Genomic DNA, 26,388 nt, shown 5'->3' on the forward strand with positions numbered 1-26,388 from the left:
GGCAATAATGGGTTGGTCACCCGATGGATCTGATGTCTGCGATGCGCAACCCGGCGATTTTATCGGCCAGCTCCCCCTCCACGTCCGCTTCGTCGCCGGAACGCGTGCGCACGCCCGTGCGCGGCGGCCCGGCGCTGTTCGATGCCTGCCAGATCGGCGTGGTGCTGCGCACCGTGGTGTTCGTCGAAGCGGTGGTGGCGGTGGCCACGCTGTTCGTGGTCGGCTCCTTCGGCGAATGGCTGGTGCAGGCGGCCACGGTCACCGGCGGCGCGCTGCCCGCCACGCTGCTGTGGCTGGTGGCGGCCTGCGGGCTCAAGAAGCAGTTGCGGCGCCTGCCGCCCCCGGGCCAGTACGCCGCGGGCGCCGTGCTGGGCGCCGTGGCCTCGCTGTATGGCTGCGGCCTGCTGCGCCTGACCGGCGTGATCGCCAGCGCCCCCTGGCTGGCCAGCGCGCTGGCCGGCGCGCTGTTCGCGGGGCTGGTGATGGCGGCGATGGTGCTGCGCGCGCGCGGCCAGACGCCGGCCGCCACCACGGCCCGGCTCGAAGAGCTGCAGTCGCGCATCCGCCCGCACTTTTTGTTCAACACGCTCAACAGCGCCATCGCGCTGGTGCGCGAGGAGCCGGCCAAGGCCGAGACCATGCTCGAAGACCTGGCCGAGCTGTTCCGCCAGGCGCTCACCGTGCCGGGCGAATCGGGCACGCTGGCCGACGAGATCGCGCTGGCCGAGCGCTACCTGGCCATCGAGCAGGTGCGCTTCGGCGAGCGCCTGCGCATCCGCTGGGACCTCGATGCCGCCGCCAGCGACGCGCGCCTGCCGCCCCTGCTGCTGCAGCCGCTGGTCGAGAACGCCATCAAGCACGGCGTGGAGCCCAGCCCCGAGGGCGGCAAGCTGCGCATCCGCACCGAGCGGCGCGGCGGCATGGTCGTGATCGAGGTGGTCAACAGCCTGCCGCCGTTGCGCTGGGCCGACGAGCCGCTGCCGCGCGGCCACGGCATCGCCCTGGACAACGTGCGCGAGCGGCTGCGCCTGTTGCACGACATGCAGATGCAGTTCAGCGCCGGCATGGACCAGAAGAACTACCGCGTACGCATTGCCATCCCCGCCGAATCATGAGCCTCAAGACCCTGATCGTTGACGACGAAGCCCTGGCCCGCTCGCGCCTGCGCACGCTGCTGCGCGACTGCAGCTCGCCCGCCGCCGAGGTGACGGCCGAGGCCGCGCAGGGCGAAGAGGCACTGGCCCACCTGGCCGCAATGGACCTCGACCTGGTGCTGCTCGACGTGCACATGCCCGGCATCGACGGCATCGAGGTGGCGCGCGCGCTGCGCAGCCGGCCCGACGCGCCGGCCGTGGTGTTCGTGACGGCGCACGCCAGCCACGCGGTCACGGCCTTCGAGCTGGAGGCGGTCGACTACCTCACCAAGCCCGTGCGCGCCGAGCGGCTGCAGCAGGCGCTGCAGAAGGTCGAACGCTTCCTGAAGGAGCGCCGTGCCGCGCAGCCGGCCGCCGAGGCCGCGCCCGAATGCGTGCTGATCCAGGACCGGGGCCGCGCCGAGCGCGTGCCGCTGTCCGAGGTGCTCTACCTCAAGTCCGAATACAAGTACCTCACGGTGCGCACCGCCACGCGCAGCCACATCCTCGATGGCTCGCTGAACGATTTCGAGGAGCGCTACCCGCACCGCTTCCTGCGCGTGCACCGCAACGCGCTGGTGGCGCGCGCGGCGATCCGTGCGCTCGAGCGCTACGACGACGGCGAGGACGCCGAAGGCTGGGCGCTGCGGCTCGATTCGGTGCCCGAGCCCGTGGCGGTGTCGCGCCGCCAGCTGGCCGCGGTGCGCGAGATGCTGAAGGAATCGCGATGACCGACGACACCCCGGCCGGCCCGAAGCCGCCGCCCGAACGGCCGGTGGCCGCCGAAGAGCCGCCGCCTGCGCCTGCACCCGCCCCGGCGCCGCCGCCACCGGTCGACCCCGTCGAGCCCGCAGCGCCGGTCGAGCCGAGCGCGACCGCCGAAGAGGCGACCTCCGCCCTGCGCAGGCGCTTCGTGCTGCACATGCCGGTCGACGTGCGCAGCGCCTCGCTCGTGGTGCTGGCCGTGCTCGCCAGCGTCTTCGCGTTGCGCTGGGGCCAGGCCGTGTTCGTGCCACTGATGCTGAGCCTGCTGCTGAACTACGCGCTGTCGCCGCTGGTCGAGCGCCTGCACCGCTGGTACGTGCCACGCTGGATCGGCGCGGCGGCGATCCTGCTGGGCCTGTTCGGCGGGCTCGGGTGGACGGGCTATTCGCTCTCGGGCAGCGCCTCGCAACTGCTCGACTCGCTGCCGGTCGCCGCGCAAAAACTCGGCCAGGCCATGCGCCGCGACAAGAACGCCAGCGCCACCCCGCTGGACAGCGTGCAGCAGGCCGCCGCGCAGCTCGAGAAAGCGGCCGAGGAAAACTCGGCGCGCGTCGCTTCGCGCAAGGGCGTGGCGCGCGTCGTGATCGAACGGCCGGGCTTCAACGTGCGCGACTACCTGCTCAGCGGCACCGTCGGCCTGCTCAACGCCTTGGGGCAGCTCACGCTGGTGGCCTTCCTCACCTACTTCGCGCTGTGTTCGGGCGACACCTTCCGGCGCAAGCTCATCAAGATCACCGGGCCCAGCCTGCAGAAGAAGAAGGTCACGGTGCACGTGCTGGACGACATCACGCGCAACATCGAGCGCTACCTGCTGGTGCAGATTTTGGTGAGCGGGCTGGTGGGGCTGGCCACCGGCCTGGCGTTCTGGCTGCTCGGCGTGGAGAACGCGGCCGTGTGGGGAATCATCGCGGCCGTGACCAACCTCATTCCCTACATCGGCTCGGTGATCGTGCTGGTGGCGGCGGGGCTCATGGCCTTCCTGCAGTTCAGCAGCATCGAGATGGCGCTGCTGGTGGGCGGCGTCTCGCTGGCCATCCACACGGTGGTGGGCAACCTGCTGATGCCCTGGCTCACCAGCCGCACCAGCCGCATGAACCCGGTGGCGGTGTTCGTGGGCGTGATCTTCTGGGGCTGGCTGTGGGGCATCTGGGGGCTGCTGCTGGGCATTCCGATCACCATGGTCATCAAGTCGATCTGCGACCGGGTGGAAGACCTGCAGCCGATCGGCGAACTGCTGGGCGGATAAACCGGCCCTTCAAACCCTTCAGGAGGGTGCGTCGTCCGATGCTGTAAATTATTGCGAATCAATTCGCAATAATTAAATGCCCGACGTTCCATCCGCTTCCTTGCCACCCGGGGCCGGCGCCCCGGCCCGGCTGCTCTCCATCGACGCGCTGCGCGGCCTCGTGATCCTGTTCATGCTGCTGGACCACGTGCGCGAGACCTTCTACCTGCACCACCAGGTGCCCGACCCGATGCTCGTGGCGCAGACGCCGCCGGCGCTGTTCTTCGGCCGCCTGCTGGCGCACCTGTGCGCGCCGGTGTTCGTGTTCCTGACCGGGCTGTCGGCCTTTCTCTACGGTGCGAAGCAGGCGGACGGCCGCGCGGCGGCGTCCTCGTTCCTGTGGAAGCGGGGCCTGTTCCTCGTGCTGCTGGAGGTCACGGTCGTCAACTTTGCCTGGACCTTCCAGTTCCCGCCGGCCACCGTGTTCCTGCAGGTGATCTGGGTGATCGGGCTGTCGATGCTGGCGTTGTCGGCGCTAGTGTGGCTGCCGCGCCAGGCGCTGGTCGTGTTGGGCGTGGTGCTGGTGGCGGGGCACAACCTGCTCGACGGCGTGCACTTTCCCGTCGGCCATGTGCTGCACGTGCCTTGGGCGGTGCTGCACGACCGGGGCTGGATCGAGCTGTCCGACGCCTTGAGGCTGCGCACGTCGTACCCGCTGCTGCCGTGGATCGGCATCATCGCGCTGGGCTATGTCACCGGGCCGTGGTTCCTGCCCGGCGCCGATGCGCCGCAGCGCCAGCGGCGGCTGCTCGCGTGGGCCGTGGGCCTGCTCATTGGCTTCGTGGCGCTGCGCGCACTCAATGCCTACGGCGACAAGCCCTGGGCAGCAGGCGACAGCGCGCTGACGACCGCGATGGCCTTCCTCAACGTCACCAAGTACCCGCCGTCGCTGCTGTTCATCGCGCTGACGCTCGGCGTGGGGCTGTGGCTGCTGCGCCTGTTCGAGCGCCGGCAGGGCGCGCCCTGGCTCGCGCCGCTGGCCGTGTTCGGCGCGGCGCCCATGTTCTTCTACATGCTGCACCTGTACGTGCTCAAGTTCCTCTACCTGGGGGCCGAGGCGGTCTGGGGCCCCAACCAGGGCCGGCTCTTCGGGTTCGACAGTGTCTGGATGGTGTGGCTGGTCACCGGGGTGCTGGCCTTTGCGCTGTATCCGGCGGTGCGCGCCTTCGCCGCCCTGAAGGCGCGGCGCCGCGACATCGCGTGGCTCAAGTACCTGTGAGCGGCTGGCGATGAGGCGGTTCTGCGGCGCGGCCCTCGCCATGCTGGGCACGTCCGCCCTCGCGGCCGAAGGCGGCGGCTTCGTCGAGGACACGCGCTGGCACGTGCTCCAGCGCAGCGTGTACGAGCACCGGAGCTACCTGCACGGCGATCGCAGCAACGGCGGGCGCAATGCCTCGCTGCCCCGGGCGCGGCGCAGCGATCACGCGCAGGAGTGGGGCTACGGCGTCATGGGCACCCTCGCGTCCGGCTTCACGCCGGGCTGGATCGGCTTCGGCGTGGACGCGCATGCGTCGCTCGCGCGCAGCCTCGACGGCGACGATCTGCGCGTCGGCAAGATCCGCATGCTGCCGGTGGACGGCGCGGGCTACGCGCAGGACGGCATCGCGCGCGGCGGCGTGGCGCTGAAGGCGCGCATCTCCGCCACCGTGCTGACGGTGGGCGAGCAGCGCGTCGAGACGCCGGTCTTCAGCGCGTCCGATTCCCGCCTGCTGCCCGAGACCATGCGCGGCTGGCTGCTGACGAGCCGCGAGTTCGACACGCTCACGCTGCAGGCCGGCCGCTTCACCGGATCGACCGACCGCCATGCGCGCGGCACGAACCACCCGTTGATCGTCAATTACCTCGACCCGAAGTCACCGCGCGGCGACGTGTTCGACTTTGCCGGCGGCACCTGGAAGGGCAGCGCTTCGCTGTCGCTCACGGCCTATGTCGCACGCCTGGAGGACACCTGGCGCACGGGCTACCTGGGCGCCCACTACACGGTGCCGCTCCCGGAGAAGCGTGCGCTGTCCTTCGACCTGCAGGTGTACCGCAGCAAGGACACGGGCCGCGCGTTGGCCGGCCCGGTGGACAACACCACCGCGAGCCTCATGACCAGCTACGCCCACGGCCCCCACCGTGTGGGCCTGGGCTGGCAGAAGGTCGCGGGCGACACGCCGTTCGACTACGTGACGCGCGGCGCCGTCTGGCTCGGCAATGCAGCGCAGCTGTCCGACTTCAATGCGCCGCATGAGCGGTCGTGGCAGCTGCGCTACGAAGTGGATGCCGCGCGTTGGGGAGCGCCCGGGTTGAGCCTGGGCGCGGCCTACATCCGCGGCAGTGGCATCGACGGCAGCCGGGTGCCGCCGCGCGGAGGCTACGCATGGCTGGGCTACGGGCAGGGCGGCCGGCACTGGGAGCGCGACCTCTGGCTGCGCTACACGGTCCAGCAAGGCAGCGCCAAGGGCCTGGCCTTCCTGCTGCGCTACGGCGAGCACCGCAACAACAAGGCGCAGGCCGAACTCAACACGCGCCAGATCCGCGTCGCGCTGGAGTACCCGATCGGCAACGACTGAGCGGGCGGCGCTGTCAGGGGGCCGTGACGGGCAGCTTCTTCACGAAGGTCGCGGCGGGGTCGAGCGGCTGGCCGTCGCGCGTGCGCAGGTCGATCGGCGCTACCGGCTCACCGTTCTCGCGCTCCAGCAGCACCGAGTGCGGCTCGCCGGGTGCGAACAGGTTCGCCTCGCCCCAGTGCCGCAGGCCGACCACCACGGGGAACAGGCCGCGGCCCTTGGCCGTCAGCGCGTACTCCTGGTAGAGCGAGCCGTCCGAGGCCGGCACGAGATCGAACACGCCTTCCTGCACCAGCCACTTGAGCCGGTCGGCCAGGATGTTCTTGGCCACGCCCAGGCTCTGCTGGAACTCGCCGAAGCGCCGCATGCCGTCGAAGGCGTCGCGCACGATCAGCAGCGACCACTGGTCGCCGACGATCTCGAGCGCGCGTGCCATCGGACAGGCGTCGAACCTCAGACTTTTTCTCCTGGCCATCGTGTGTTTGTCCTGTGCATCCCTGGGATGGCGGGATTAGACCGTAGCGTTGGATTGGTTGCAAATTAAAACCGATGCGACTAGCATCCGAGTGGTTTTAATTTGAAACCTGAAATGACCATGACCCTCCCGACCCCCGTTTCCCACGACATCCCCTCCAGCGGCGACGCCGTGCCCGGCCTGCGCGCCAGCCCTGTGCGCGTGGCCGTCGTGCAGTTCGACCCGCAGGTCGGCGTCGAGAACCTCGCGCGCAACGCCGCCGCGGTGCACGCACAACTCGAAGCGGCGGTGGCCGGCGGCGCGCAGCTCATCGTGCTGCCCGAGCTGGCGACCACCGGCTACTGCTTCAGCGGCCGCGCCGAGGCTTTCGCCCATGCCGAGCCCGTGCCGCACGGCCCCACGGTGCAGGGCTGGGTCGCGTTCGCGGCGCAGCACGGCGTGTACCTCGTCGGCTGCCTGGCCGAGCAGGACGGCATGCAGCTGTTCGACACGGCCGTGCTCGTCGGCCCCGAGGGCTACATCGGCCGCTACCGCAAGACGCATCTGTGGAACAACGAGAAGCTGTGGTTCACGCCCGGCAACGAGGGCTACCCGGTGTTCGAGACGAAGATCGGCCGCATCGGCCTGCTCGTGTGCTGGGACATCTGGTTTCCCGAGGCGCCGCGCATCGTGGCGCAGCAGGGCGCCGACATCATTTGCGTGCCCACGGGCTGGGTCTGGACGCCGCCGCCGCTGTACGACGCCAGCGGCGTGTGCATGGCGGCCTACCTGACGATGACGGCCGCGCACGCCAACAACGTCTTCATCGCCACCGCCGACCGCGTGGGGCAGGAGCGTGGCACGGGCTTCATGGGCAACTCGCTGATCGCGGGCACCAACGGCTGGCCGATGGGGCGCATCGCCGGGCCCGAGGAAGAAACCATCCTCTACGCCGACGTCGACCTGGGCGCCGCGCGCTCCGCGCCGATCTGGACGCCACTCAACGACCTGCACCGCGACCGGCGAACCGATCTGTACGACGCGATGCTGGGCTATCGGGGGGCGCAGGCACTGCCGCGCTGAGTCGGGCAAAGCGGACGATCATCCACGGCCCGAGTAGCGCCCCGAGCCCGACCGAGCTCCACGCCGCGACCCACGCGTACGTGCTGCCGAAGCCGAACCGCGCCTGCCCCCAGTCGAGCGCCAGCCCGAACACCCACGGGCTGAGCGCGCCCGCGCCGAAGCCCATCACCGAGCGCACCGAGAAGGCCACGCCGAGCCGGTGCGGCGCCACCACGTCGGCCAGCGCGGTCGAGTAGACCGACGAATCGGCGATGGCGAGCAGGTTGTACAGCGCCGCCATCGCGGCCAGCGCCCACAGCGGCCAGGTCCACATCCAGCCGAAAGTGAACGACAGGCTCAGGCTCGCGAGGGTGGCGATCATCATCACGCGCGCGCGGCCCAGCCGGTCGGAGGCCGCGCCGCCCACCACGCTGCCGAACACGCTCACGAGGTGCGCGAACGCCGCCAGCGCGATGCCCGCGGCCGGCCATGCGGTCGCGTCGCCACGGGACGAGGCCATGAGGTAGGCGGGCAGCCAGGCCCACAGCGCCATCAGCTCCCAGCAGTGGAAGGCGTAGGCCCAGTTGCCGGCCATCGCGGGCCGGTCGCGCACGGTCGCGTTCAGCGCCTGCAGCACGCCTTCGCGCGGCGCACCGGCGACCCGTGGCGCAGGCGGTGCCATGCGCCGCAGCGCGAGCTGGGCCAGCAGCACGCCCGCCACCGTGCAGCCTGCGGCCACCAGCAGCCCGGTGCGCCAGTGCGCCACCACGCTGAAGCCCGCCACCACCGCGAGCGACAGCGCGTAGCCCATCGATGCCGCGCCGAGGAAGAGGCCCATCGCGCGCCCGCGTACCGCCGGCCCGGCGTTGAGCGACAGCAGCTGCAGCCCCGGCGTGTACGAGGCACCTGCGCACAGCCCCGCCAGGCCGTACAGCAGCAGCGCCGAGCGGTGGTCGTGTGCGAAGAGGGCAAAGGCCAGCGACGCGGCCGCGCCGATCGCGCCGCCGACGGCGAAGATGCGGTGCGGGCCGAAGCGGTCGGCCAGCAGGCCCACCGCGAACAGCGAGCTCATGTAGCCCACGTGCCAGGCGCTCTGGATGGAACCGGCCTGCGCGGCCGTCATCTGCCAGTCGTCCCGCATGAACGGCAGCACGCCCGAGTAGGCCGTGACGATCATGCCCTGCAGCAGCCGGCTCGCGCACAGCAGCGCGAGCCATCCGCGCTGCGGCGCCGCCGGGGTGGGGTCAGCGCAGTGCACGCTGCATCAGCACGGTGTCGACCCACCGGCCGAACTTGAAGCCGACGTGGCGCAGCACGCCGACCGTCTCGAAGCCCAGGCGCGCGTGCAGCCGCTGCGAGCCCGCGTTGCCGCTGTGGCCGATGCACGCGACCATCTGCATGAAGCCTGCCTCGGTGCAGCGGTGGATCACCGCCTGCAGCAGCGCCGTGCCGATGCCGTGGCCGTGCATCTCGGGCGCGACGTAGATCGAGTCTTCCACCGTGTGCCGGTAGGCCGAGCGCGCGCGGTAAGGGCCGGCGTAGGCGTAGCCGGCCACCTCGCCATCCTTCAACGCCACGAGGTAGGGCAGGCCGCGTTCCTGCACGTCGATGCGGCGCGCCTGCATCTGCGCGACGGGGGGCACTTCTTCTTCGAACGAGCACAGGTCGTGCAGCACGTAGTGGCTGTAGATGGCCTGCACGCGGGCCATGTGGTGGGGCTCGGCATCGGCGATGTCGAGCGCGGCGGAGGCAACGGAAGAGGAGGACATGGCCCGATCTTGACGAGGCAAGATCGATAAGTGAAGCTTGGCCTGCCTATGCAACGCATAAGGAATACTTTGGAAAAGAACCTCAACCTCGACCAGCTCGCCACCTTCGCCCTGGTGATCGACACCGGCAGCTTCTCCGCCGCGGCCGACCGGCTCGGCCTGTCGCAGCCGGCCGTGAGCCTGCAGATGCGCCAGCTCGAACGCCGGCTGGCCGTGCGGCTCATCGAGCGCGTCGGCAAGCGCGCGCGGGCCACGCCGGCCGGTGCGGAGCTGCTGCGCCATGTGCCGCAGATCGAGGCCGCGGTCGAGAACGCCGTCGATGCGCTGGCCGACCACGCGCGCGGCGTCACGGGCCGCGTGCGGCTGGGCACGGGCGCCACGGCCTGCCTGTACTTTCTGCCCTCTGTGCTGCGCCAGCTGCGCGAGGCGTTCCCGGCGCTCAGCGTGGTGGTGAGCACCGGCAACACCGACGAGCACGTGCGCAAGGTGGAAGACAACAGCATCGACCTCGCACTGGTCACGCTGCCCGCGGCGGGGCGTTCGCTGAGCGTGATCCCGGTGTGCGACGACGAGTTCGTCGCCATCGGTCGTGCCGACCTCGCGCCGCTCAAGGCCCGCGTCACGCCGGCCGACCTGGCGCCGCTGCCGCTGGTGCTGTTCGAGCCCGCGGCCAACACGCGCAAGCTGGTCGATCGCTGGTTCGCGGCCGAGGGCCTGCAGCCGCAGCCCGTGATGGAGCTGGGCAGCGTCGAGGCGATGAAGGAGATGGTGGCCGCGGGGCTGGGCTACGGCCTGGTGCCCGGCATGTCGATGGCGGGGCGCGGCGCCCACCCGGCGCTGAAGGCCAGCCGCCTGGCCCCGCGCATGCACCGCACGCTGGCGGTGGTGATCCGTCGCGACAAGCCGCTCAACAAGGCGCTGCGCACGGTGCTCGAGGCGATCGTGGCGGCCGGCAAGAAGCCCGGCCGCCGTTGAAGGTACTTACTCCGGAATGGCCGCCAGCGGCGCCGCGCCGCCGCGTGCGCGGCCCAGCGTGCCGACGATGAGCGCGGCGATCAGCACCAGCACGCCGCTGAGCACCATGGTGGGCGAGATGCCGCGGCTGTCGACCATCAGGCCGCCGATCAGCGCGCCCGAGGCGATCGCCACCTGGAAGCCCGTCACCAGCAGGGCCTGGCCGGCTTCCTGCGCGTCGGGCACGGCTTCCATCATCCAGCCGGTGAGCGCCACCGGGATCAGGCCGAAGGCCACGCCCCAGATCACCACCACCACCGCTCCGGCCACCATGCCGGTGCCGATCAGCGTCGACAGCAGCAGCGCCGTGGCGAGCATCAGCGCCGCCAGCAAGGTGGTGCCGCGCACGCTGCGCGCCACCAGGCTGCCGCCCAGGAAGGTGCCGATGAAGCCCACCGCGCCGTAGACCAGCAGCAGCGTCGAGACCGCGTTGGCCTGCAGGCCGAACACCTGCTGCAGCAGCGGCTTCAGGTAGGTGTAGGCCGCGAAGTGGCCGGCAATGAAGAACAGCACCGCGAGCAGGCCGACCTGCGCCATGCGGCGCGTGAGCGGCGTGAGCAGGTCGCGCGCACCGATGGCGCGTTGCGGCGGAATGGCGGGCAGCAGCCACAGCTGCACCAGCAGCACGGCCGCGGCCAGCGCGCCGGTCACGGCGAACGAGGCGCGCCAGCCGAACATCGTGCCCAGCCACGAGCCCGCGGGCACGCCGAGCACCGTGGCGGCCGACACGCCGGCCAGCACCAGCGACATGGCGCGCGCCTTTGAGGCGTCGGGCACCAGCTGCGTGGCGGCGGCGGGCGCGAAGGTCCAGAAGCCGCCCACGGCCAGGCCGAGCATCAGGCGCGCGACCAGCATGGTCGTGAAGTTGGGCGCGAACGCGGCCAGCAGGTTCGAGGCGATCAGCAGCAGCGTGAGCGCGATCAGCACCGTGCGCCGGTCGAGCCGGCCCGACGCGACGATCAGCGCCGGCCCGGCGAAGGCGGCGAGCACGCCGGGCATGGTGATCATCAGGCCGGCCGTGCCGTCCGACACGTTCAGGCCGCGCGCGATGTCGGTGAGCAGGCCGATGGGCATGAACTCGGTCGACACCATCGCGAAGGTGCCGACGGCAATGGAGCCGACCGCGAGCCATGCGGAGCGGGTGGGGGCGGCCACGGCGTCGCGCGCGGGCGCCGCCAGATCGTCGATGCAGGGGGTGCTGCCGGAAGAATTCATCATGGAGATGCAGTCCTTGAACGCATCGGCGATGAAGACGCCAATGCCGGTGAGGGGGCATTGGAGTGTGCGAGCCGGCCGCCTTGCGACCAAGGGGCGGTGGAGCAGTAGACAGTTTCCCTGCGGCGAACAATCGACCCCTTTGCTGTCTGCAGCCGCCCGGGGATGCGGCAATGGCGCCTTTCGCCATCACCGTCTTTTTGAGTTGCCGAGATTAAGTGTGGGCAGGGCGCAACTGCAGCGCTTGTCCGTCGGCCACGAACGATTCGTCGACCAGCACGCGGAAGGCCGTGCCCTGCGCGAACTTCGGCTGCGCGACGGCCGGCGAGAGAAATTCGATGTCGAGTGCGACCGGCGTGCCGCGCGCGAGCGATGTGCCCTGCGGCACGCGCCAGCGCGCCGAGAAGCCTTCGGTGTCGAGCACCAGCGCGCCGCGGTATTCGCCGGGGCCCAGCGGCACGTCCTGCGCCGGCACCGAGGGGCGGCGGAAGGTGAGTTCCACGGCCAGGTGCGGCGTGAACTCGGGCAGCGCGTCGAAGCCCGCGGGCGGCGCCTGCTTCGGCGTGCGGCGCGGTAGCTTGCCGATGAGCCACCCGATCACGTTGCCGATGATCGGCACCCACAGCACCATCAGCAGCGTGGCGATGTCGCGCGTGGTGGTGCCGGGCGCCGCGTAGTGCCGCACGATGCCGCCGCCCACGGCCACGCACAGGAGGATCAGGACGATGACGCGTCGGCGGAACTGGATTTTGGTCATGAATGCGCGGGGTGAAAGCGGGTCCGGACCATAACCTACGCCGTCATCTGCCCCTTGCCTGCCGCTTGAGCGACCCGCAGCACCGCATCCGCCGGCAGCGCCTGCCAGTCGATCCATTCGCCCACCGCCACATGGTGCGTCGGCGCGGCGGCGCCTTCGACGGTGCCCCACTGCAGCGTGAGCCGGTGCTGGCCGAGCCGCAGCGCGAGCTCGAAACCCGGCCAGTGCGCGGGCACATGCGGCGTCATCGACAACTGCCTGCCCTTCACGTTCAGGCCCAGCAAGGTCTCGACGGCCGCGCGGTGCAGCCATGCGGCCGAGCCGGTGTACCAGCTCCAGCCGCCCCGACCCACATACGGCGCGGCGCCATAGACGTCGCCCGCCATCACATAGGGCTCCAGCTCGTAGACCGGGCCGCGCGCGGGGTGCTGCGAACGGTGGGCCGGACTCAGGCCTTCGAAGCTTTGCCACGCCGCTTCATGGTCGCCTTGGAGCGCCTGCGCCATCAGCGCCCACACGGCGCCGTGCGAGTACTGGCCACCGTTCTCGCGCACGCCCGGCGGGTAGGCCTGGATGTAGCCCGGGTTGTGGGTCGACTGGGCAAACGGCGGCGCCAGCAGCCGCAGCAGGCCGGCCGGTTCGTCGTGCAGGTGCTTGCCGATGGCGGCCATGGCCGGGCCGGTGTGGGCCGCGTCCGAGGCGCCCGACAGCACCGACCAGGCCTGTGCGATCAGGTCGATGCGGCACTCGCTGTTGATCGACGAGCCCAGCGGCGCGCCGTTGTCGAAGAAGGCGCGGCGGAACCAGGCGCCGTCCCAGCCGGCGTCGTGCAGCGCGGCGATCCAACCCGTGCGCGCTTCGGTCCAGCGCGCGGCGCGTTCGTGTTCGCCGCGCGCCTCGGCGATAGGCGCGAAGCGCTCGACCACGCTGCACAAAAACCACGCGAGCCACACCGATTCGCCACGGCCCTCGTGGCCGACGCGGTTCATGCCGTCGTTCCAGTCGCCGGTGCCCATCAGCGGCAGGCCGTGCACGCCGGTCTTCAGGCTGCGGTCGATGGCGCGCGCGCCATGGTCGAACACGGTGGCCATGCGGCCGCTGTTCTGCGGCGCGTAGTAGGCGTCTTCGGCGCCCTCGGGAATGCCGGGGCCTTCGATGAAGCCGACCATCTCGTCGAGCAGCGAGACATCGCCCGTCACCTCGACGTAGTGCGCCGACGCGTACGGCAGCCACAGCAGGTCGTCGGAGAAATGCGTGCGCACGCCGGCGCCGCCGGGCATGTGCCACCAGTGCTGCACGTCGCCTTCGGGGAACTGGCGCGCCGCGTTCACGAGGATCTGTGCGCGCAGGCGCGGCGGGTCGGTGAGCGCGAAGGCCATCGCGTCCTGCAGCTGGTCGCGAAAGCCGAAGGCACCGCCGGCCTGGTAGAAGCCGGCCTTCGACCAGAGCCGGCAGGCCAGCGTCTGGTACACGAGCCAGCGGTTGACCAGCGCATCGAACAGCGTGTCGGGCGTGCGCACCTGCAGGCGGCCCAGCAGCTCGTCCCAGAAGCCGCGCACCTGCGCCAACGCCTCCGGCACGTCGCGCTGACGCCAGCGGCGCGCAAGCTCGAGCGCCGCGTCGGCATTGCCCGCGTGGCCCAGCACGAAGCTGAAGCGCGCGGTCTCGCCCGCCGCCACGACGAACTCACCGCCAATCGCCGCGCAGGCATCGAGCCCGCTGCCGGCGCGCCGCGCCAGCGTGTCGGGCACTTCGACGATGCCGCGGCCGGCGAAGAACTCGCTGCGGTCGCAGGTCCATTGCGTGGCCCCGGTTGTCGCGCCTTGCAGGCCTGCGAGCAGCAGGAAAGCCGCGCTGCCGCCGAAGCCCGCGCTCGATTCGCGTTGCTGGCCGAACACGGCCGGCTGGTCTTCGGGCTTCCAGCAATGCACGGTGCGCCGTTCGCCGCGCGCGGCGCCCAGTTGCCACTCGACCATCGCGAGCGCGCGCAGGCGGCGCTGGCCAGCGCCTTCGTTGCGCACGCGCACGTGCACCAGCTTGACGGCCTCGTCGCGGTCCGCGAAGAAGGTGGCTTCGAGTGCGAGGTCGCCCTGGCGGCATTCGAAGACGGTGTAGCCCTGCCCGTGCCGCACGCGGTGGCGGGTGGTGCCGTCACCACCGCCGGCAGGTGTCAGCGGCAGCATCTCGCGCGTCGCCACGTCCTGCAACAGGTAGTGCTCGAAGGCCGGGTCCTGCACCGGGTCGTTCGACCACGGCGTGACCTGGTGCATGCGGCTGTTGCCGGCCCAGGTGTAGCCGGTGCCCCATTCGGACACCTGGAAGCCGAAGGTGGCGTTGGCGATCACGTTGATCCACGGGCGCGGCGTGCGGCGGTCGGGGCCGACCTCGAAGCGGAACTCGCCACTCTCGGCGTCGAAGTCGCCGGTGGGTGCGGTGACACTCGACGAGGTCGCCTGCCGGCTCAACAGCGGCGTGCGGTGCTGCACCGGCGCGCTGCTGTCGTCGGCGATCGTCGGGCTGCGTGCCTCGTGCAACGCCGCCACCTGCACTTCGAGCGCGCGGCCGTCGGCCGTGAACACCACGCGCGCCAGGCTGGAGAGCGCGGCCTTTTCCGAAGGCACCACGTCCTGGTCGCGCAGCAGGTAGAAGCCGGCGGTGTCGTTGCGCGGAAAGCTGTTCTGCGTCTGCTGTGCGACGCGCGTGCGCAGCATCTCGATCTCGCGCTGCAGCGGCATGAGGTACGAGTTCGGTTCGCTGTTGAGCACCACGAGGTCGCAGGCCACGCCGCCGAAACCCCACCACGGCTGCGCGCGCAGCAGCGTGTTGATCAGGCCCATGCCGTTCATCGAGTGGATGTAGACGAGCACGATGGGCTTGTCGCCCGAGATGCCGAAGCGCCAGATCTGGCGCAGGTCGATCAGCCCGCGGTCGCTCATCACGCGCGGCGTGGTGTAGGTGAGGATGGTCGTCAGGTCCTGCAGCGCCAGGTTCTGCGCGGGCGCGATGCTCAGGTCGCGCAGCCGCACCTGCGCCAGCGTGGCGGCCATGCGGGTGGCGCGCTCCACGTGCATGGGCTGCAGGTAGCGGTCGATGCAGGGCATCAGCGCCTCGATGCTCTCGTCGGCGGCGGTGGCGAAGCTCAGGCGCGCGGTGGTGCCCGGCGCGATCGACAGGCGCACGCGCAGGCAGGCGATGGGGTCCAGGCCGTTCACCTGCTTGCCCTGGGCCGTGAGCGGTTGCGGGTCGAGCGCAGGGTCGGCCAGCGTGCGGTTGCGGCCGATGAAGGCGCGCCGGTCCGTCATGCAGTCGATCGACAGCACGTTGGCGTCGACCGAGGCCACGAAGTGCACCGCGGCCACCACGGCATCGCCATGCAGGCGCGGCTTGCGCGACAGCAGCAGCGCGCGCCATGCCGGTTCCCAGCGCGATTCGACGAACAGGTTGGCAAAGGCCGGGTGCGCCTCGTCGGCCTTGGGGTTCGACAGCACCGGCTCGAAGTACGAGATGAGTTCGAGCGTGCGCGTTTCGTCGCCCGAGTTGTGCAGCGTGATGTTGCGCAGCTCGGTGTCGTCCTCGGGGCTGATGAGCACCGTGGTGCGCACCTGCAGCCCGGGGCCGGTCGCATCGAACTGCACCTGGTCGGCCAGGAAGCGGGTGCGGTAGTGCCAGTCGGCGCCGGGCGCGGGCAGGGCGGTGAGCGAGGTGAGCTCGGCTTGCCCTCCGTCTCTTTCGATATCGCGCACATAGAAGAAGGTGCCGTAGCTGTCGCGCAGCGGATCGTCGCGCCAGCGCGTCACGTTGAACGAACGCCAGCGGCTCACGCCCGCGCCGTTGGCCCGCAGCGCCACCGTGTAGCGGCCGTTCGACAGCAGGTGCGTGGGCTGGAAGCCCGGCCCCGTCGGATCGACCACGCGCGGCTGGAACAGCGGCGCCAGCTCGGCCTGGCTGGGCTCGGGCGGCGTGCGCGGGTCGGCGCTGCCGATGATCTGGCGCGGCGTGCGCTCGTGCAGCAGCGACTCGTGCGCCTGCACCAGCGCGGCGCTGCCGAACCAGCGGCGCGGCGCGTCGTCGCGCAGCACGTTGCACAGCGCCACCAGCGACATGCCCTGGTGGTGCGCCATGAAGTTGCGCACCACGGTGAAGTCCTGGCCCTCGGCCTGGCGCGAGGCGGTGAAGTCGATCGCGTCGTGAAAACCGAACTCGCCGCGCGCACCGAGCGATTCGAGCAGCGCGAGGTTGCGCACCGCCGCTTCGGGCGCGAACGGTGCGGCCATCAGGCTGGCGTAGGGCGCCACCACGTGGTCGGTCGGCGGCGTGCGCCGCAGCGCCAGGCGCGGCACGCCGAAGGGCGAGTACTGGTACGCCAGCGAATGGTCTTGCGCGAAGTAGGCCGACTCGGACACGCCCCACGGCATGTTCTGCGCGCGGCCGAAGGCCTGCTGCTCGGCGATGGCCGCGGCGTTGGCCACCTGCAGCAGGCCGTCGGTGGGCTCGGTCATCACGAGCGCGGGCATGAGGTACTCGAACATCGAGCCCGACCACGACTTCAGGCTGGGCTGGAAGCCCACCAGAAGGAAGGGCCGGCCCAGCGCCATCCAGTGGCGGCGCGGCACGTCGCCCTTCGCAATCGCCAGGAAGCTCAACAGGCGCGACTCGGAGGCCAGCAGGTCGTAGTAGCTCGCGTCGAGCACGTTCTCCTCGACGCGCAGGCCGATGTGGAACAGGTGGCGCTTGGCGTCGTAGAGACCGCTGAAATCCATGCCGTCGTGCAGCGCGTCGCAGCGTCGGGCCAGTGCTTCCAGCGCGGGGGCCTCGTGGGCCTGACAGTTGTCTTCCGCCGCGAAGGCGCGGCAGGCCTGCGCCACGGCCACGAGGTGGCCCGCGAAGTTGCCGCTGTCCACGCTCGACACATAGTCCGGCGGCAGCGGCTTCAGCGTCTGCGTGTCGTACCAGTTGAACAGGTGGCCGTTGTGCTTGTGCATGCGGTCGACGGTGTCGAGCGTGGCCGTGAGGCGCGCCAGCAGGGCTTCTGTGTCGATCCATCCGAACTCGCGTGCACAGCAGGTGGCCAGCAGGTACATGCCGATGTTGGTCGGCGAGGTGCGGTGCGCGAGGGTCGGCTGCGGTTCGAGCTGCAGGTTGTCGGGCGGCAGGTGGTGGTCGTCCGGGCCGACCACGTGCTCGAAGAAGCGCCAGGTGTCGTGCGCCAGCGTCTCGAGGTAGCTGCGTTGCGCGGGCGCGAGCGGGTCCTCGGCTTGCGCGTCGACACGGCTGCCCCACCAGGCCGCGAGGGGCGCCAGCGACCAGAGCACGAAGAGCAGCGGGCCGAGCACCGGCCAGGCACTCCAGTTCGCGAGGACCGCGAGCACCAGGCACACCGCGCTGCTGAGGGCCGCGCTGCGCACGAAGGGCTTCAGGCGCTGGCTCGATTGCGCCTGCGCCTGGTCGGCCGTCGTCCACTGCAGCAGGTGCCTGCGGCTCACGACCAGCCGCCAGGTGGCGAGGAAGGCCGCGTCGAGCAGCAGGCGCGTCTGCGCCGCCAGCTGCACGAACTGCCAGGCCGCACCGGCCAGGGCGCGCAGCAGCTCGACCGCGCCCGCGTCGAAGAAGTGGCGCAGCTCGATGGCGCGGCGTGTCGGCACCAGGCCGGCCAGCGCGCCCAGCAGCGGGCCCAGTGTGAGCGCCGCACCGACGGCGGTCAGCGCCCAGCCCAGCGGCATGGCCTGCGTGAAGATCACCAGCACCAGCAGCGCGAAAGACGCCGGCACCACCAGCGAGCGGCGCAGGTTGTCGCTCATCTTCCACAGGCCCAGCGCGTCGATGCCGAAACGGCGCGCGCGCCACATCAGCGGCAGCAGCTGCCAGTCGCCGCGCACCCAGCGGTGCACGCGCGAGGCGGCCACGCCGGCATGGTGCGGATGGTCTTCGACCAGCACCACGTCGCTGACCATCGCGCAGCGCGCGACGCTGCCTTCGAGCAGGTCGTGGCTCAGCACGGCGCTGTCGGGCAGTCGGTCGTTCAGCGTGGCGTGCACGGCGCGCACGTTGAGCAAGCCCTTGCCGGTGAAGGAGCCGCTGCCGAACACGTCCTGGTAGATGTCGGAGGCGCCGCTGCCGTAGGGGTCGAGCCCGCACTGCCCGGCGAACACCCAGTGGAAGAAGGAGCGCTCGCTGCGCATCGGGAACGGCGTGACGATGCGCGGCTGCAGGATGCCGAAGCCCGCGACCACGCGCCGGCTCGGCATGTCGATCTCGGGCGCGTTCAGCGGATGCGCGGCAATGGACACGAGGTCGCGCAGCGCGCCGGGCGGCAGGCCGGTGTCGCTGTCGAGCGTCAGCACATAGGGCGTGCGGCCGGACGCGAGCTGCTGACCCGGTGCGAGCGGCAGAAAGCCGCTGGCGTCGCCGCTGGCCAGCAGGCGCATCAGCATTTCGAGCTTGCCGCGCTTGCGTTCCCAGCCCATCCAGCGCTGCTCGGTCTCGCTCCAGCTGCGCGGACGGTGCAGCAGCAGGAAGCGCGGCGCGGCGCCTTCGGTCGGTGGGTACTTGGCGTTGAGCGCGGCGATGCGTTGCTGGGCGTCATCGAGCAAGGGCGCGTCGTCGGGCATCGCCGCTTGCGAAGCGTCGGCCCAGTCGGTCAGCAGCGCGAACTGCGCGTGGGGCTCGCGGTTGGCGAGCCAGTGCAGTTCGAGCCGGTGCGCGAGCCTGGCGTTGTTCGCGGTCGAACCCAGCATCGTGGGCATGACGACGAGCGCGCGGTGCCGCTCGGGAATGCCGCTCGCGAAATCGAGGCGTGGCAGGGCCTGCACGCGCACCGACTCCGCCATGATGCGTTGCGCCAGTGCAATCAGCGCTTCGGACAGCGGCCACGCGAGCAGCAGCAACGCCGCGACGGTGGTCCAGTCGCCGCGATGCGGCAGGCTGTGCAGCACGGCGGCCAGCAGCAGCGCAGTGCCGAGGGCGACGGACCCCACGTAGACAGGCAGGCGCCAGCCGCGATGGCTGCGCGCGGGGCGTGTGTGCGCGGTGCGTGCGGCTTGGCCCGGCGCTGCGTTCGCCTGCAGCGATGCGATCAGCGCGGGCCGGCCCTGGCCGAAGAGGTAGTAGCCGGCGGTGCCGTCGGCGCGGTCAGTCTCTGCGCCGGCTTCGTCGGCCGGCGCACTGGACGCCAGCGTGACCACGGCCTGCGCCACTTCGCGCTCGGGCCGTTCGGTGCTGCGCGCCACCTGCTCCATCGCATGCGTGATCTGCTGGCGCGTGAGTTCGCTCTCGTTCGCGAAGCTCGGCAGTTCGCGCAGCACGCGCAGCGAGCGGCTCACCGGTTCGATGAGGTCGCTCCACTCGACCTGGCCGATCATGCGCAAGGTCGTGATGATGTTGCCGACCGTGAGGTTGGCCGCGGCCTGCGCGTTCTGCGCGTCGCCGATCAGCGCCGGGCCGTTGGGGCAGTGCTGCTCGGTCCAGCGCACCAGCGCGGGCATGTCGTCACCGTGCTCGACGGGCAGGCGCTGCCACAGCTGCGTGAGGTAGCTGTCCTGCAGGCCGTGGCTCTGCAGCGCGCGGTAGAGCACGTCGAGGTCTTGCACCGAGAGGTGCGGCGCCGCGTCCCAGGCGGCATGGGCGATCTCGCGCGCGACCTTGTTCTCGGCAATGCGCTCGGCCACGCGGCGCAGGTTTTCGAGCAGCACCACGCGCAGGGTGGTGGGCAGGGCCCACAGCTCGCCGAGCATGAGCTCGTCGATGTCCTGGTAGGCGTTGAGGAAGGCCGTGAACAGCGTCTTGTTGAGCACGCTGTCGGTGTGCGCCACATAGGCCCACGCAATGCCGTACACGCGCGGCAGCCCTGCCAGCGGCGGCGTGACGAGCTTGGGCAGGCGCGCGTAGTAGCTGCGCGGCACGCCGTCATGGATCTGCTGGAGCTGCGCCTCGACGAGGTGGAAGTTGTCGAGCAGCCATTCGGCTGCCGGCGACACATAGCGCCCGCTCAGCGAGATCAGCGCGATGTAGTCGAAGGCGGCGCGCAGCGACTCTAGGTTCTCGTCGACACGCGGAAAGAAGGGCGCGCCTTCGCGCGCGCGGTGGTATGCGTCTTCCACCACCTGGGCACGGGCCAGGCTGTGGCCGTGCTGTTCGAAACGTTGGGCACCGAAGAGTTCGGCGCGAATCGGGAGGGCTACCGGGTCGTGCGGACCGAGCAGAAGGGTCCGGGCGTAGTGACTGAGCCCTTGGAGGCGGTCGACGACGGCAGCGGCGCTCAAGTGACCGCGAACAGGCCGATGCCCAACACCACGGCCACGCAGGCCATCGTGACAATGCGGCCCGCAGCGAGCGCGCGCACACGTTGCATGTGGCTTCGCAGCGAGAACCATCGCCCATGGGCACGTGCACAGTGGTGCATGTGGGAAGCCAGGGCCTCGAAATCGCTGCCGACGAAATCGATCTGAGAATGGGAAAGGGACTGCGGGACGGACATTGCAACGGGCTCCTGTGAAACGACTTCGAGCTGCCGCGCGATTGCGAGAACTGTGAACGTGTCCCGACCGTACCCTTTTAAATGACCTTACAGGTACCTCATTGCCGACAGCGCACGTAGGAAAGGGCGCACAAGGCGCCCTTTATCCATGGAGGCTACCTGCAGATCAGCCCGTGTTGCGCAGCCCCGCCGCCACCCCGTTGATCGAGATGTGGATGCCGCGCTGCAGCCGCTCGCCGCCGTCGCCCGCGCGATAACGCCGCATCAGCTCGACCTGCAGGTGGTGCAGCGGGTCGATGTACGGGAAGCGGTGGCGCACCGAGCGCTGCATCTCGGCATTGCCCTCGAGCCGCTGCTTGGCGCCCGTGATGAGCGTGAGCGCGTCCGAGGTGCGTTGCCATTCGGCCTCGATCATCGAGAACACCTTCTGGCGCAGCTTGCGGTCGGTGACCAGCTCGGCATAGCGCGAGGCCAGCGCGAGGTCGCTCTTGGCCAGCACCATGTCCATGTTCGACAGCAGCGTGCGAAAGAACGGCCACTGCGCGTACATGCGCTGCAGCAGCGCCTGGCGTTCCTTCTTGCCCGCGGCGGTGCCGGCGGCGGCCAGGAACTGCTCCACGCCCGAGCCGAAGCCGAACCAGCCCGGCAGCGTGAGGCGGCACTGGCCCCAGCTGAAGCTCCACGGCACCGCGCGCAGGTCGTCGATCTTGTGGCTCGGGTTGCGCGAGGCGGGGCGCGAGCCGATGTTGAGTTCGGCGATCTCGCGGATCGGCGTCGAGCCGAAGAAGTAGTCGCCGAAGCCCGGGGTCTCGTACACCAGCTTGCGGTACGCGGCCATGCTCGCGGTCGAGAGCTCGCCCGCGGCCGACAGGAAGTTCGCCGGTGCCGACTTGCCCTGCGGCAGCAGCGTGGCTTCGAGCGTGGCGGCCACCAGCGTCTCGAGGTTGCGCCGGCCGATCTCGCGGTTGGCGTACTTCGAGCCGATCACTTCGCCCTGCTCGGTGAGGCGGATCTGGCCGCGCACCGTGCCCGGCGGCTGCGCCAGGATGGCCTGGTAGCTCGGGCCGCCGCCGCGTCCCACCGTGCCGCCGCGGCCGTGGAACATGCGCAGGCGGATCGGGTTCTTTTTCTTCTTGTTCAGCTCGTCGAACAGCGACACCAGCGCGATGCCCGCGCGGTACAGCTCCCAGTTGCTGGTGAAGATGCCGCCGTCCTTGTTGCTGTCGGAGTAGCCCAGCATCACGTCCTGCTCGGCGCCCGAACGTTCGATGAGCGCCTGGATGTTCGGCAGCGCGTAGAAGGCGCGCACGATGGGCGCGGCGTTGCGCAGGTCTTCGATGGTCTCGAACAGCGGCACCACGATCAGGTCGCAGGTCGCGTTGCTGTCCATTGCGCCGCGCAGCAGGCCCACTTCCTTCTGCAGCAGCAGCGCTTCGAGCAGGTCGCTCACCGTTTCGGTGTGGCTGATGATGTAGTGGCGGATGGCCGCCGCGCCGTAGCGCGCACGCGCCGTGCGCGCGGCCGCGAAGATGGCCAGTTCGCTTCGGGCGAGCGGCGAGTAGTCGGCGTCGGGCACGCGCAGCGGACGCGCGTCGTCGAGCAGCTTGAGCAGCAGCGTCTGCTTGGCCTCTTCGGCCAGCGACGCATACGAGGGCTCGATGCGCGCGGTGGCCAGCAGCTCGGCGATCACGGCCTCGTGCTTGTCGGAGCTCTGGCGCAGGTCGACCGTGGCCAGGTGGAAGCCGAACACTTCCACCGCGCGGATCAGCGGGCGCAGGCGCGGCGCCGCGAGCACGGTGCCGTGCTTCTCGACCAGCGACTCTTCGATGGTGCGCAGCTCGGCCAGGAATTCTTCGGCATTGGCATACGGGTTCTGCGGCGCGACCGCATGGCGCGCGGCCTCGCCGCCGCTGAGTTCGCGCAGCGTGGCCGCCAGGCGCGCGTACACGCCGGTGAGGGCGCGGCGGTAGGGCTCGTCCTTGCGGTGCTCATTGGTGTCGGGCGAACGCTCGGCCAGCGCCTGCATCTCGACCGACACATCGACCAGCGTGGCCGACAGCGACAGCTCGCCGCCCAGGTAGTGCACCTCGGTGAGGTAGTGGCGCAGCGCGAGCTCCGACTGGCGGCTCAGTGCGTACTCGAGCGTTTCGGCCGTGACGTTGGGGTTGCCGTCGCGGTCGCCGCCGATCCACTGGCCCATGCGCAGGAAGGGCGCGACCGAGGGCGTCTGCCCGCCTTGCACCAGCGCCTTCTCGAGGTCGGCGTACACGCGCGGGATCTCGCGCAGGAAGGTGGCTTCATAGTAGCTCAGCGCGTTCTCGATTTCGTCGGCCACCGTGAGCTTGGAGAAACGCAGGATGCGCGTCTGCCAGATCTGCGTGACGCGGATGCGCACCTGGGTTTCGTTGTCGGCCAGCTCGATGGGCGAGAGCGCGTCTTTTCCGCCCGCATAGGCGTTCTGGCGCAGCTTGATCTCGTCGCGCGTGGTCAGCAGCAGGGCGATGGCGCGCTCGGCGTCGAGGATGCTCTTGCGCTGCACTTCGGTCGGGTGCGCCGTGAGCACGGGCGACACGTAGCTGTGGGCCAGCGAGGCGACGATCTCGTCGGGCTTGATGCCGGCCTTGCGGATGCGGGCCAGGGCGGTCTGCAGGTCGCCGTCGGCCTGCACGCCTTCGCGCTCGGCCTCGGTGCGGCGGCGGATCTGATGGCGGTCTTCGGCGAGGTTGGCCAGGTGGCTGAAGTAGGTGAAGGCGCGGATCACGCGCACCGTTTCGGCGGCGCTCAGGCCCTTGAGCAGGTTCTTCAGCGCGCGGTCGGCGGCATGGTCGGCGTCGCGTCGGAACGACACCGACAGGGTGCGGATCTTCTCGACCAGCGCGTAGGTTTCGTCGCCCTCCTGCTCCCGGATCACGTCGCCGAGGATTCGGCCCAACAGCCGGATGTCGTCGATCAATGGCTGGTCTTCGGTCTGGCGGCGCTTGGCGGGAGATGCAGGAGTCTTGCTGGCTTTCATTCGATGTTGTTCCTGGGGACTTGAATGGACGCGCCGCCTCCGTTGCTGCGGCGCAACATGCTAGCATTCCAGAGGTCAGAAACCATGTACTTTTTTGGGAGCGATCTTGAGCAACATCGTGATCGCCACGCGCGAAAGCCGGCTGGCCCTGTGGCAGGCCGAACACGTGCAAACGCTTTTGCAAGAACGAGGCCACAGTGTCAGCCTGCTGGGCATGACCACCCGTGGTGACCAGATCCTGGACCGCACGCTGAGCAAGGTCGGCGGCAAGGGCCTCTTCGTCAAGGAACTCGAAGCCGCGCTCGAAGACGGGCGCGCCGACATCGCCGTGCATTCGCTCAAGGATGTGCCGATGGAGCTGCCCGAGGGCTTCACGCTGGCCTGCGTGCTGGAGCGCGAAGACCCGCGCGACGCGCTGGTGTCGCCGCGCTACGCCTCGCTCGACGCACTGCCGCAGGGCGCGGTGGTCGGCACCTCCAGCCTGCGCCGCGTGGTGCTGCTGCGCGCGCAGCGGCCCGACCTGCGCATCGAACCGCTGCGCGGCAACCTCGACACCCGCCTGCGCAAGCTCGACGAAGGCCACTACGACGCCATCGTGCTCGCGGCGGCCGGGCTCAAGCGGCTGGGCCTCGAAGACCGCATCCGCGTCGCCTTCGACCCCGACACCATGCTGCCCGCCGCAGGGCAGGGCGCCCTCGGCATCGAGGTGCGCGCCGATCGCCAGGACCTCATCGACCTGCTGGCGCCGCTCGCCCACAAGGGCGACTGGCTCAGCACCACCGCCGAGCGCGCCGTGAGCCGCGCGATGGGCGGCAGCTGTTCCATGCCGCTCGCGGCCCATGCGCGCCGCCAGCCCGACGGCACGCTGCGCATCGACGCCGCCTGGGGCGACCCCGAAGGCGACGCGCCGCTGGTGCGCGTGCACGCGCAGGCCGAGGCCGGCGACTTCGCGGGGGCCGATGCCCTCGGCCAGCACGCCGCCGGGCTGCTGCGCGACGCCGGTGCCCACTGATCACGGTGGGCGCCGAGCGATGCGCGCGGGGCCTGTCATCGTCACGCGGCCGGCGCACGAAGCGGCGGCGTGGGTTCGTGATTTCCAGTCGGCCGGTCTCGAGGCCGTGGCGCTGCCGCTGATCGCCATTGCGCCCGCACTCGACGTCGAACCGCTGCGCGCCGCCTGGGCGCGGCTCGCGGACTACGCGGCGCTCATGTTCGTGAGCGCCACCGCCGTCGACCACTTCTTTCAGCACCGGGGCACCGCGGCACTCGCCGGTTGCCGCTTCTGGGCCACCGGCCCCGGCACCGAGCGCGCGCTGCTGCGCGCCGGCGTGCCGCCCGCCGCCATCGACGCGCCACCACCCGGCGCCACGCGCTTCGACTCCGAGGCGCTGTGGGCGCTGGCCCACGGGCAGGTGTCGCCGGGCGTGCGCGTGCTCATCGTGCGCGGCGGCGACGAGGCCGGCCAGCCGGCCGGGCGCCAATGGCTGGCCCGCGAGATCGATGCCGCCGGCGGCGTGCGCGACACCGTCGTGGCCTACCGGCGCCTCGCGCCCGCGCTCGACGAGGCGCAGCGTCGCATCGCGACCGAAGCCGCGGGCGGACACGGCATCTGGCTCTTCAGCAGCTCGGAAGCCATCGGCAACCTGCAGCGCGCCATGCCGGGCACCTCGTGGCAGGCCGCGCGCGCCATCGCCACCCATGCACGCATCGGCGAAGCCGCGCAGGCCGCGGGTTTCGGGGCGTTGCGTGTCTGCACACCCCTGCGGGAAGCGCTGATCGCGTCGATAGAATCCTTCGCATGAGCGCCGCGTCCCCGTCCGACGACCTTTCTCCCCCTTCCGCCGCCCCGGTGCAGGTGCCCGCCACGGTGGCGCCGCACCAGACGCCCGCCGCCCAGGCGGCTGCGGCCACCCTGCTGGCACGCATCGGCATGGGTCTCGTGGCCCTCGTGGCGCTGATCGCGCTGCTGTCGACCATCGCGCTGTGGCAGAAGGTCGGCGGCATGAAGGAACAGCTCGCGCGCCAGAGCGCCGAGGCCACCGCCCAGTCGATGGAAGCGCGCACGCTGGCGCGCCAGGCCAGCGACACGGTGCGCGACGCCGCCGCCCGCGTGGCGCTCATCGAGACCCGCGTGGCCGAAGTCGCGCTGCAGCGCTCGCAGCTGGAAGAACTCATTCAAAGCCTCTCGCGTTCGCGCGACGAGAACCTGGTGATCGACATCGAATCCGCCGTGCGCCTCGCGCTGCAGCAGGCACAGGTCACCGGCAGCCTCGAGCCGCTGCTCGCCGCGCTCAAGGCCGGCGACCTGCGCATCGCACGCGCCGCGCAACCGCGGCTCGCGCCCGTGCAGCGCGCCATGCAGCGCGATGCCGACCGCCTGCGCAGCAGCGCCAGCACCGACAGCGCCGAAGCCCTGCAGAAGCTCGACGAACTGGTGCGCAGCGTGGACGACCTGCCCACGCTCAATGCGGTGGCCGTTCGCGGCAACGGCGTCAACGCCTGGCGTCCCGAACCCATTCCCGCCGATGCGCCCTGGTGGCAGCGCGTGCTGCTGACGATTCGCGGCGAAGCCCGCTCGCTGGTGCGCGTGGGCCGCATCGAGAGCCCCGAGGCGGTGCTGCTGGCGCCCGAGCAGTCGTACTTCCTGCGCGAGAACCTCAAGCTCAAGCTGCTCAACGCGCGGCTGTCGCTGTTGTCGCGCCAGATGGACGCCGCGCGTGGCGAACTGGGCCAGGTCACCACATCGCTCAACCGCTATTTCGATCCGGCCTCGCGCCGCACGCAGGCCGCGGCCACGCAGCTGCAGCAACTGCAGCAGCTCGTGCGCAGCACGGAGCCGGTGCGCATCGACGACACGCTGGCCGCGCTGACCACCGCGGCCGCAGGGCGCTGATCC

Annotated in this window: 18 protein-coding genes; 10 read left to right on the top strand and 8 right to left on the bottom strand. The window is 70.7% G+C overall.

The features are described 5' to 3' along the window. The first annotated feature begins 41 nt into the window (after positions 1-41). From AC1RAD_RS30760 to AC1RAD_RS30780, 5 genes are all read left to right on the top strand, one after another. A complete protein-coding gene (locus tag AC1RAD_RS30760) occupies positions 42-1,115 on the top strand; it encodes a sensor histidine kinase (RefSeq protein WP_492738987.1) in 1,074 nt (357 codons plus the stop codon). Further along, positions 1,112-1,864: a LytR/AlgR family response regulator transcription factor gene (locus tag AC1RAD_RS30765; protein ID WP_492738901.1), complete on the top strand. Its 753-nt coding sequence runs from the start codon at positions 1,112-1,114 to the stop codon at positions 1,862-1,864. Before AC1RAD_RS30760 ends, AC1RAD_RS30765 begins: the two co-directional genes overlap by 4 nt. Next, on the top strand, positions 1,861-3,144 hold the full coding sequence (locus tag AC1RAD_RS30770; RefSeq protein ID WP_492738902.1) for an AI-2E family transporter: 1,284 nt from the start codon (positions 1,861-1,863) through the stop codon (positions 3,142-3,144). The genes AC1RAD_RS30765 and AC1RAD_RS30770 overlap by 4 nt, the downstream gene beginning before the upstream one ends. A gap of 76 nt (positions 3,145-3,220) precedes the next feature. Next, the gene (locus AC1RAD_RS30775) at positions 3,221-4,402 is read left to right on the top strand and encodes an acetyltransferase domain-containing protein (RefSeq protein WP_492738904.1); all 1,182 of its coding nucleotides are present in this window, start codon (positions 3,221-3,223) and stop codon (positions 4,400-4,402) included. 10 nt (positions 4,403-4,412) lie between these two features. After that, positions 4,413-5,738 (top strand): OprD family outer membrane porin, encoded by a 1,326-nt coding sequence (locus tag AC1RAD_RS30780; RefSeq protein ID WP_492738906.1) that lies wholly within the window; start codon positions 4,413-4,415, stop codon positions 5,736-5,738. 13 nt (positions 5,739-5,751) lie between these two features. Here AC1RAD_RS30780 and AC1RAD_RS30785 read toward each other — a convergent pair whose 3' ends face one another. Continuing rightward, complete coding sequence (locus tag AC1RAD_RS30785) at positions 5,752-6,210, bottom strand: winged helix-turn-helix transcriptional regulator (RefSeq protein ID WP_095746483.1); 459 nt, start codon at positions 6,208-6,210, stop codon at positions 5,752-5,754. A gap of 120 nt (positions 6,211-6,330) precedes the next feature. On the opposite strand from AC1RAD_RS30785, the gene AC1RAD_RS30790 reads away from it, so the two are divergent. Beyond that, positions 6,331-7,272 (top strand): nitrilase family protein, encoded by a 942-nt coding sequence (locus AC1RAD_RS30790; protein WP_492738908.1) that lies wholly within the window; start codon positions 6,331-6,333, stop codon positions 7,270-7,272. On the opposite strand, the gene AC1RAD_RS30795 is transcribed toward AC1RAD_RS30790, so the two are convergent. Beyond that, on the bottom strand, positions 7,190-8,509 hold the full coding sequence (locus AC1RAD_RS30795) for an MFS transporter (RefSeq protein ID WP_492738910.1): 1,320 nt from the start codon (positions 8,507-8,509) through the stop codon (positions 7,190-7,192). The genes AC1RAD_RS30790 and AC1RAD_RS30795 overlap by 83 nt on opposite strands. Beyond that, positions 8,496-9,020, bottom strand: a complete 525-nt coding sequence (locus tag AC1RAD_RS30800; protein ID WP_492738911.1) for a GNAT family N-acetyltransferase — start codon at positions 9,018-9,020, stop codon at positions 8,496-8,498. Before AC1RAD_RS30800 ends, AC1RAD_RS30795 begins: the two co-directional genes overlap by 14 nt. A gap of 48 nt (positions 9,021-9,068) precedes the next feature. On the opposite strand from AC1RAD_RS30800, the gene AC1RAD_RS30805 reads away from it, so the two are divergent. After that, entirely contained in the window at positions 9,069-9,995 is a 927-nt protein-coding gene (locus AC1RAD_RS30805) for a LysR family transcriptional regulator (protein ID WP_492738913.1), read from the top strand. 6 nt (positions 9,996-10,001) lie between these two features. On the opposite strand, the gene AC1RAD_RS30810 is transcribed toward AC1RAD_RS30805, so the two are convergent. The 5 genes from AC1RAD_RS30810 to ppc form a co-directional block, all read right to left on the bottom strand. After that, complete coding sequence (locus AC1RAD_RS30810) at positions 10,002-11,252, bottom strand: MFS transporter (RefSeq protein WP_095949588.1); 1,251 nt, start codon at positions 11,250-11,252, stop codon at positions 10,002-10,004. 211 nt (positions 11,253-11,463) lie between these two features. Further along, a complete protein-coding gene (locus AC1RAD_RS30815) occupies positions 11,464-12,006 on the bottom strand; it encodes a hypothetical protein (protein WP_492738915.1) in 543 nt (180 codons plus the stop codon). A 35-nt stretch (positions 12,007-12,041) separates the two neighbouring features. Continuing rightward, positions 12,042-20,264 (bottom strand): glycoside hydrolase family 94 protein, encoded by an 8,223-nt coding sequence (locus AC1RAD_RS30820; RefSeq protein WP_492738917.1) that lies wholly within the window; start codon positions 20,262-20,264, stop codon positions 12,042-12,044. Next, entirely contained in the window at positions 20,261-20,479 is a 219-nt protein-coding gene (locus tag AC1RAD_RS30825) for a hypothetical protein (RefSeq protein WP_062474298.1), read from the bottom strand. Before AC1RAD_RS30825 ends, AC1RAD_RS30820 begins: the two co-directional genes overlap by 4 nt. Before the next feature lie 166 nt (positions 20,480-20,645). Beyond that, the gene (ppc, locus tag AC1RAD_RS30830; protein ID WP_070062227.1) at positions 20,646-23,492 is read right to left on the bottom strand and encodes a phosphoenolpyruvate carboxylase; all 2,847 of its coding nucleotides are present in this window, start codon (positions 23,490-23,492) and stop codon (positions 20,646-20,648) included. A 106-nt stretch (positions 23,493-23,598) separates the two neighbouring features. Here ppc and hemC point away from each other — a divergent pair, with 106 nt between their 5' ends. The 3 genes from hemC to AC1RAD_RS30845 are packed head-to-tail and all read left to right on the top strand — an operon-like array spanning position 23,599 to position 26,385. Further along, entirely contained in the window at positions 23,599-24,504 is a 906-nt protein-coding gene (hemC, locus tag AC1RAD_RS30835; RefSeq protein ID WP_492738919.1) for a hydroxymethylbilane synthase, read from the top strand. 19 nt (positions 24,505-24,523) lie between these two features. Then, positions 24,524-25,294: a uroporphyrinogen-III synthase gene (locus AC1RAD_RS30840; RefSeq protein WP_492738921.1), complete on the top strand. Its 771-nt coding sequence runs from the start codon at positions 24,524-24,526 to the stop codon at positions 25,292-25,294. After that, positions 25,291-26,385: a uroporphyrinogen-III C-methyltransferase gene (locus tag AC1RAD_RS30845; protein WP_062482753.1), complete on the top strand. Its 1,095-nt coding sequence runs from the start codon at positions 25,291-25,293 to the stop codon at positions 26,383-26,385. Before AC1RAD_RS30840 ends, AC1RAD_RS30845 begins: the two co-directional genes overlap by 4 nt. The last annotated feature ends 3 nt before the right edge of the window (positions 26,386-26,388 follow it).

The organism is Variovorax sp. GW823-FHT04B03 (genome assembly GCF_058796495.1).

Bases quoted from the DNA above. Each gene is read 5' to 3' on its own strand.
- AC1RAD_RS30760 (WP_492738987.1), top strand. From the start codon at position 42: ATGCGCAACCCGGCGATTTTATCGGCCAGCTCCCCCTCCACGTCCGCT.
- AC1RAD_RS30765 (WP_492738901.1), top strand. From the start codon at position 1,112: ATGAGCCTCAAGACCCTGATCGTTGACGACGAAGCCCTGGCCCGCTCG.
- AC1RAD_RS30770 (WP_492738902.1), top strand. From the start codon at position 1,861: ATGACCGACGACACCCCGGCCGGCCCGAAGCCGCCGCCCGAACGGCCG.
- AC1RAD_RS30775 (WP_492738904.1), top strand. From the start codon at position 3,221: ATGCCCGACGTTCCATCCGCTTCCTTGCCACCCGGGGCCGGCGCCCCG.
- AC1RAD_RS30780 (WP_492738906.1), top strand. From the start codon at position 4,413: ATGAGGCGGTTCTGCGGCGCGGCCCTCGCCATGCTGGGCACGTCCGCC.
- AC1RAD_RS30785 (WP_095746483.1), bottom strand. From the start codon at position 6,210: ATGGCCAGGAGAAAAAGTCTGAGGTTCGACGCCTGTCCGATGGCACGC.
- AC1RAD_RS30790 (WP_492738908.1), top strand. From the start codon at position 6,331: ATGACCCTCCCGACCCCCGTTTCCCACGACATCCCCTCCAGCGGCGAC.
- AC1RAD_RS30800 (WP_492738911.1), bottom strand. From the start codon at position 9,020: ATGTCCTCCTCTTCCGTTGCCTCCGCCGCGCTCGACATCGCCGATGCC.
- AC1RAD_RS30805 (WP_492738913.1), top strand. From the start codon at position 9,069: ATGCAACGCATAAGGAATACTTTGGAAAAGAACCTCAACCTCGACCAG.
- AC1RAD_RS30810 (WP_095949588.1), bottom strand. From the start codon at position 11,252: ATGATGAATTCTTCCGGCAGCACCCCCTGCATCGACGATCTGGCGGCG.
- AC1RAD_RS30815 (WP_492738915.1), bottom strand. From the start codon at position 12,006: ATGACCAAAATCCAGTTCCGCCGACGCGTCATCGTCCTGATCCTCCTG.
- AC1RAD_RS30825 (WP_062474298.1), bottom strand. From the start codon at position 20,479: ATGTCCGTCCCGCAGTCCCTTTCCCATTCTCAGATCGATTTCGTCGGC.
- ppc (WP_070062227.1), bottom strand. From the start codon at position 23,492: ATGAAAGCCAGCAAGACTCCTGCATCTCCCGCCAAGCGCCGCCAGACC.
- AC1RAD_RS30840 (WP_492738921.1), top strand. From the start codon at position 24,524: ATGCGCGCGGGGCCTGTCATCGTCACGCGGCCGGCGCACGAAGCGGCG.
- AC1RAD_RS30845 (WP_062482753.1), top strand. From the start codon at position 25,291: ATGAGCGCCGCGTCCCCGTCCGACGACCTTTCTCCCCCTTCCGCCGCC.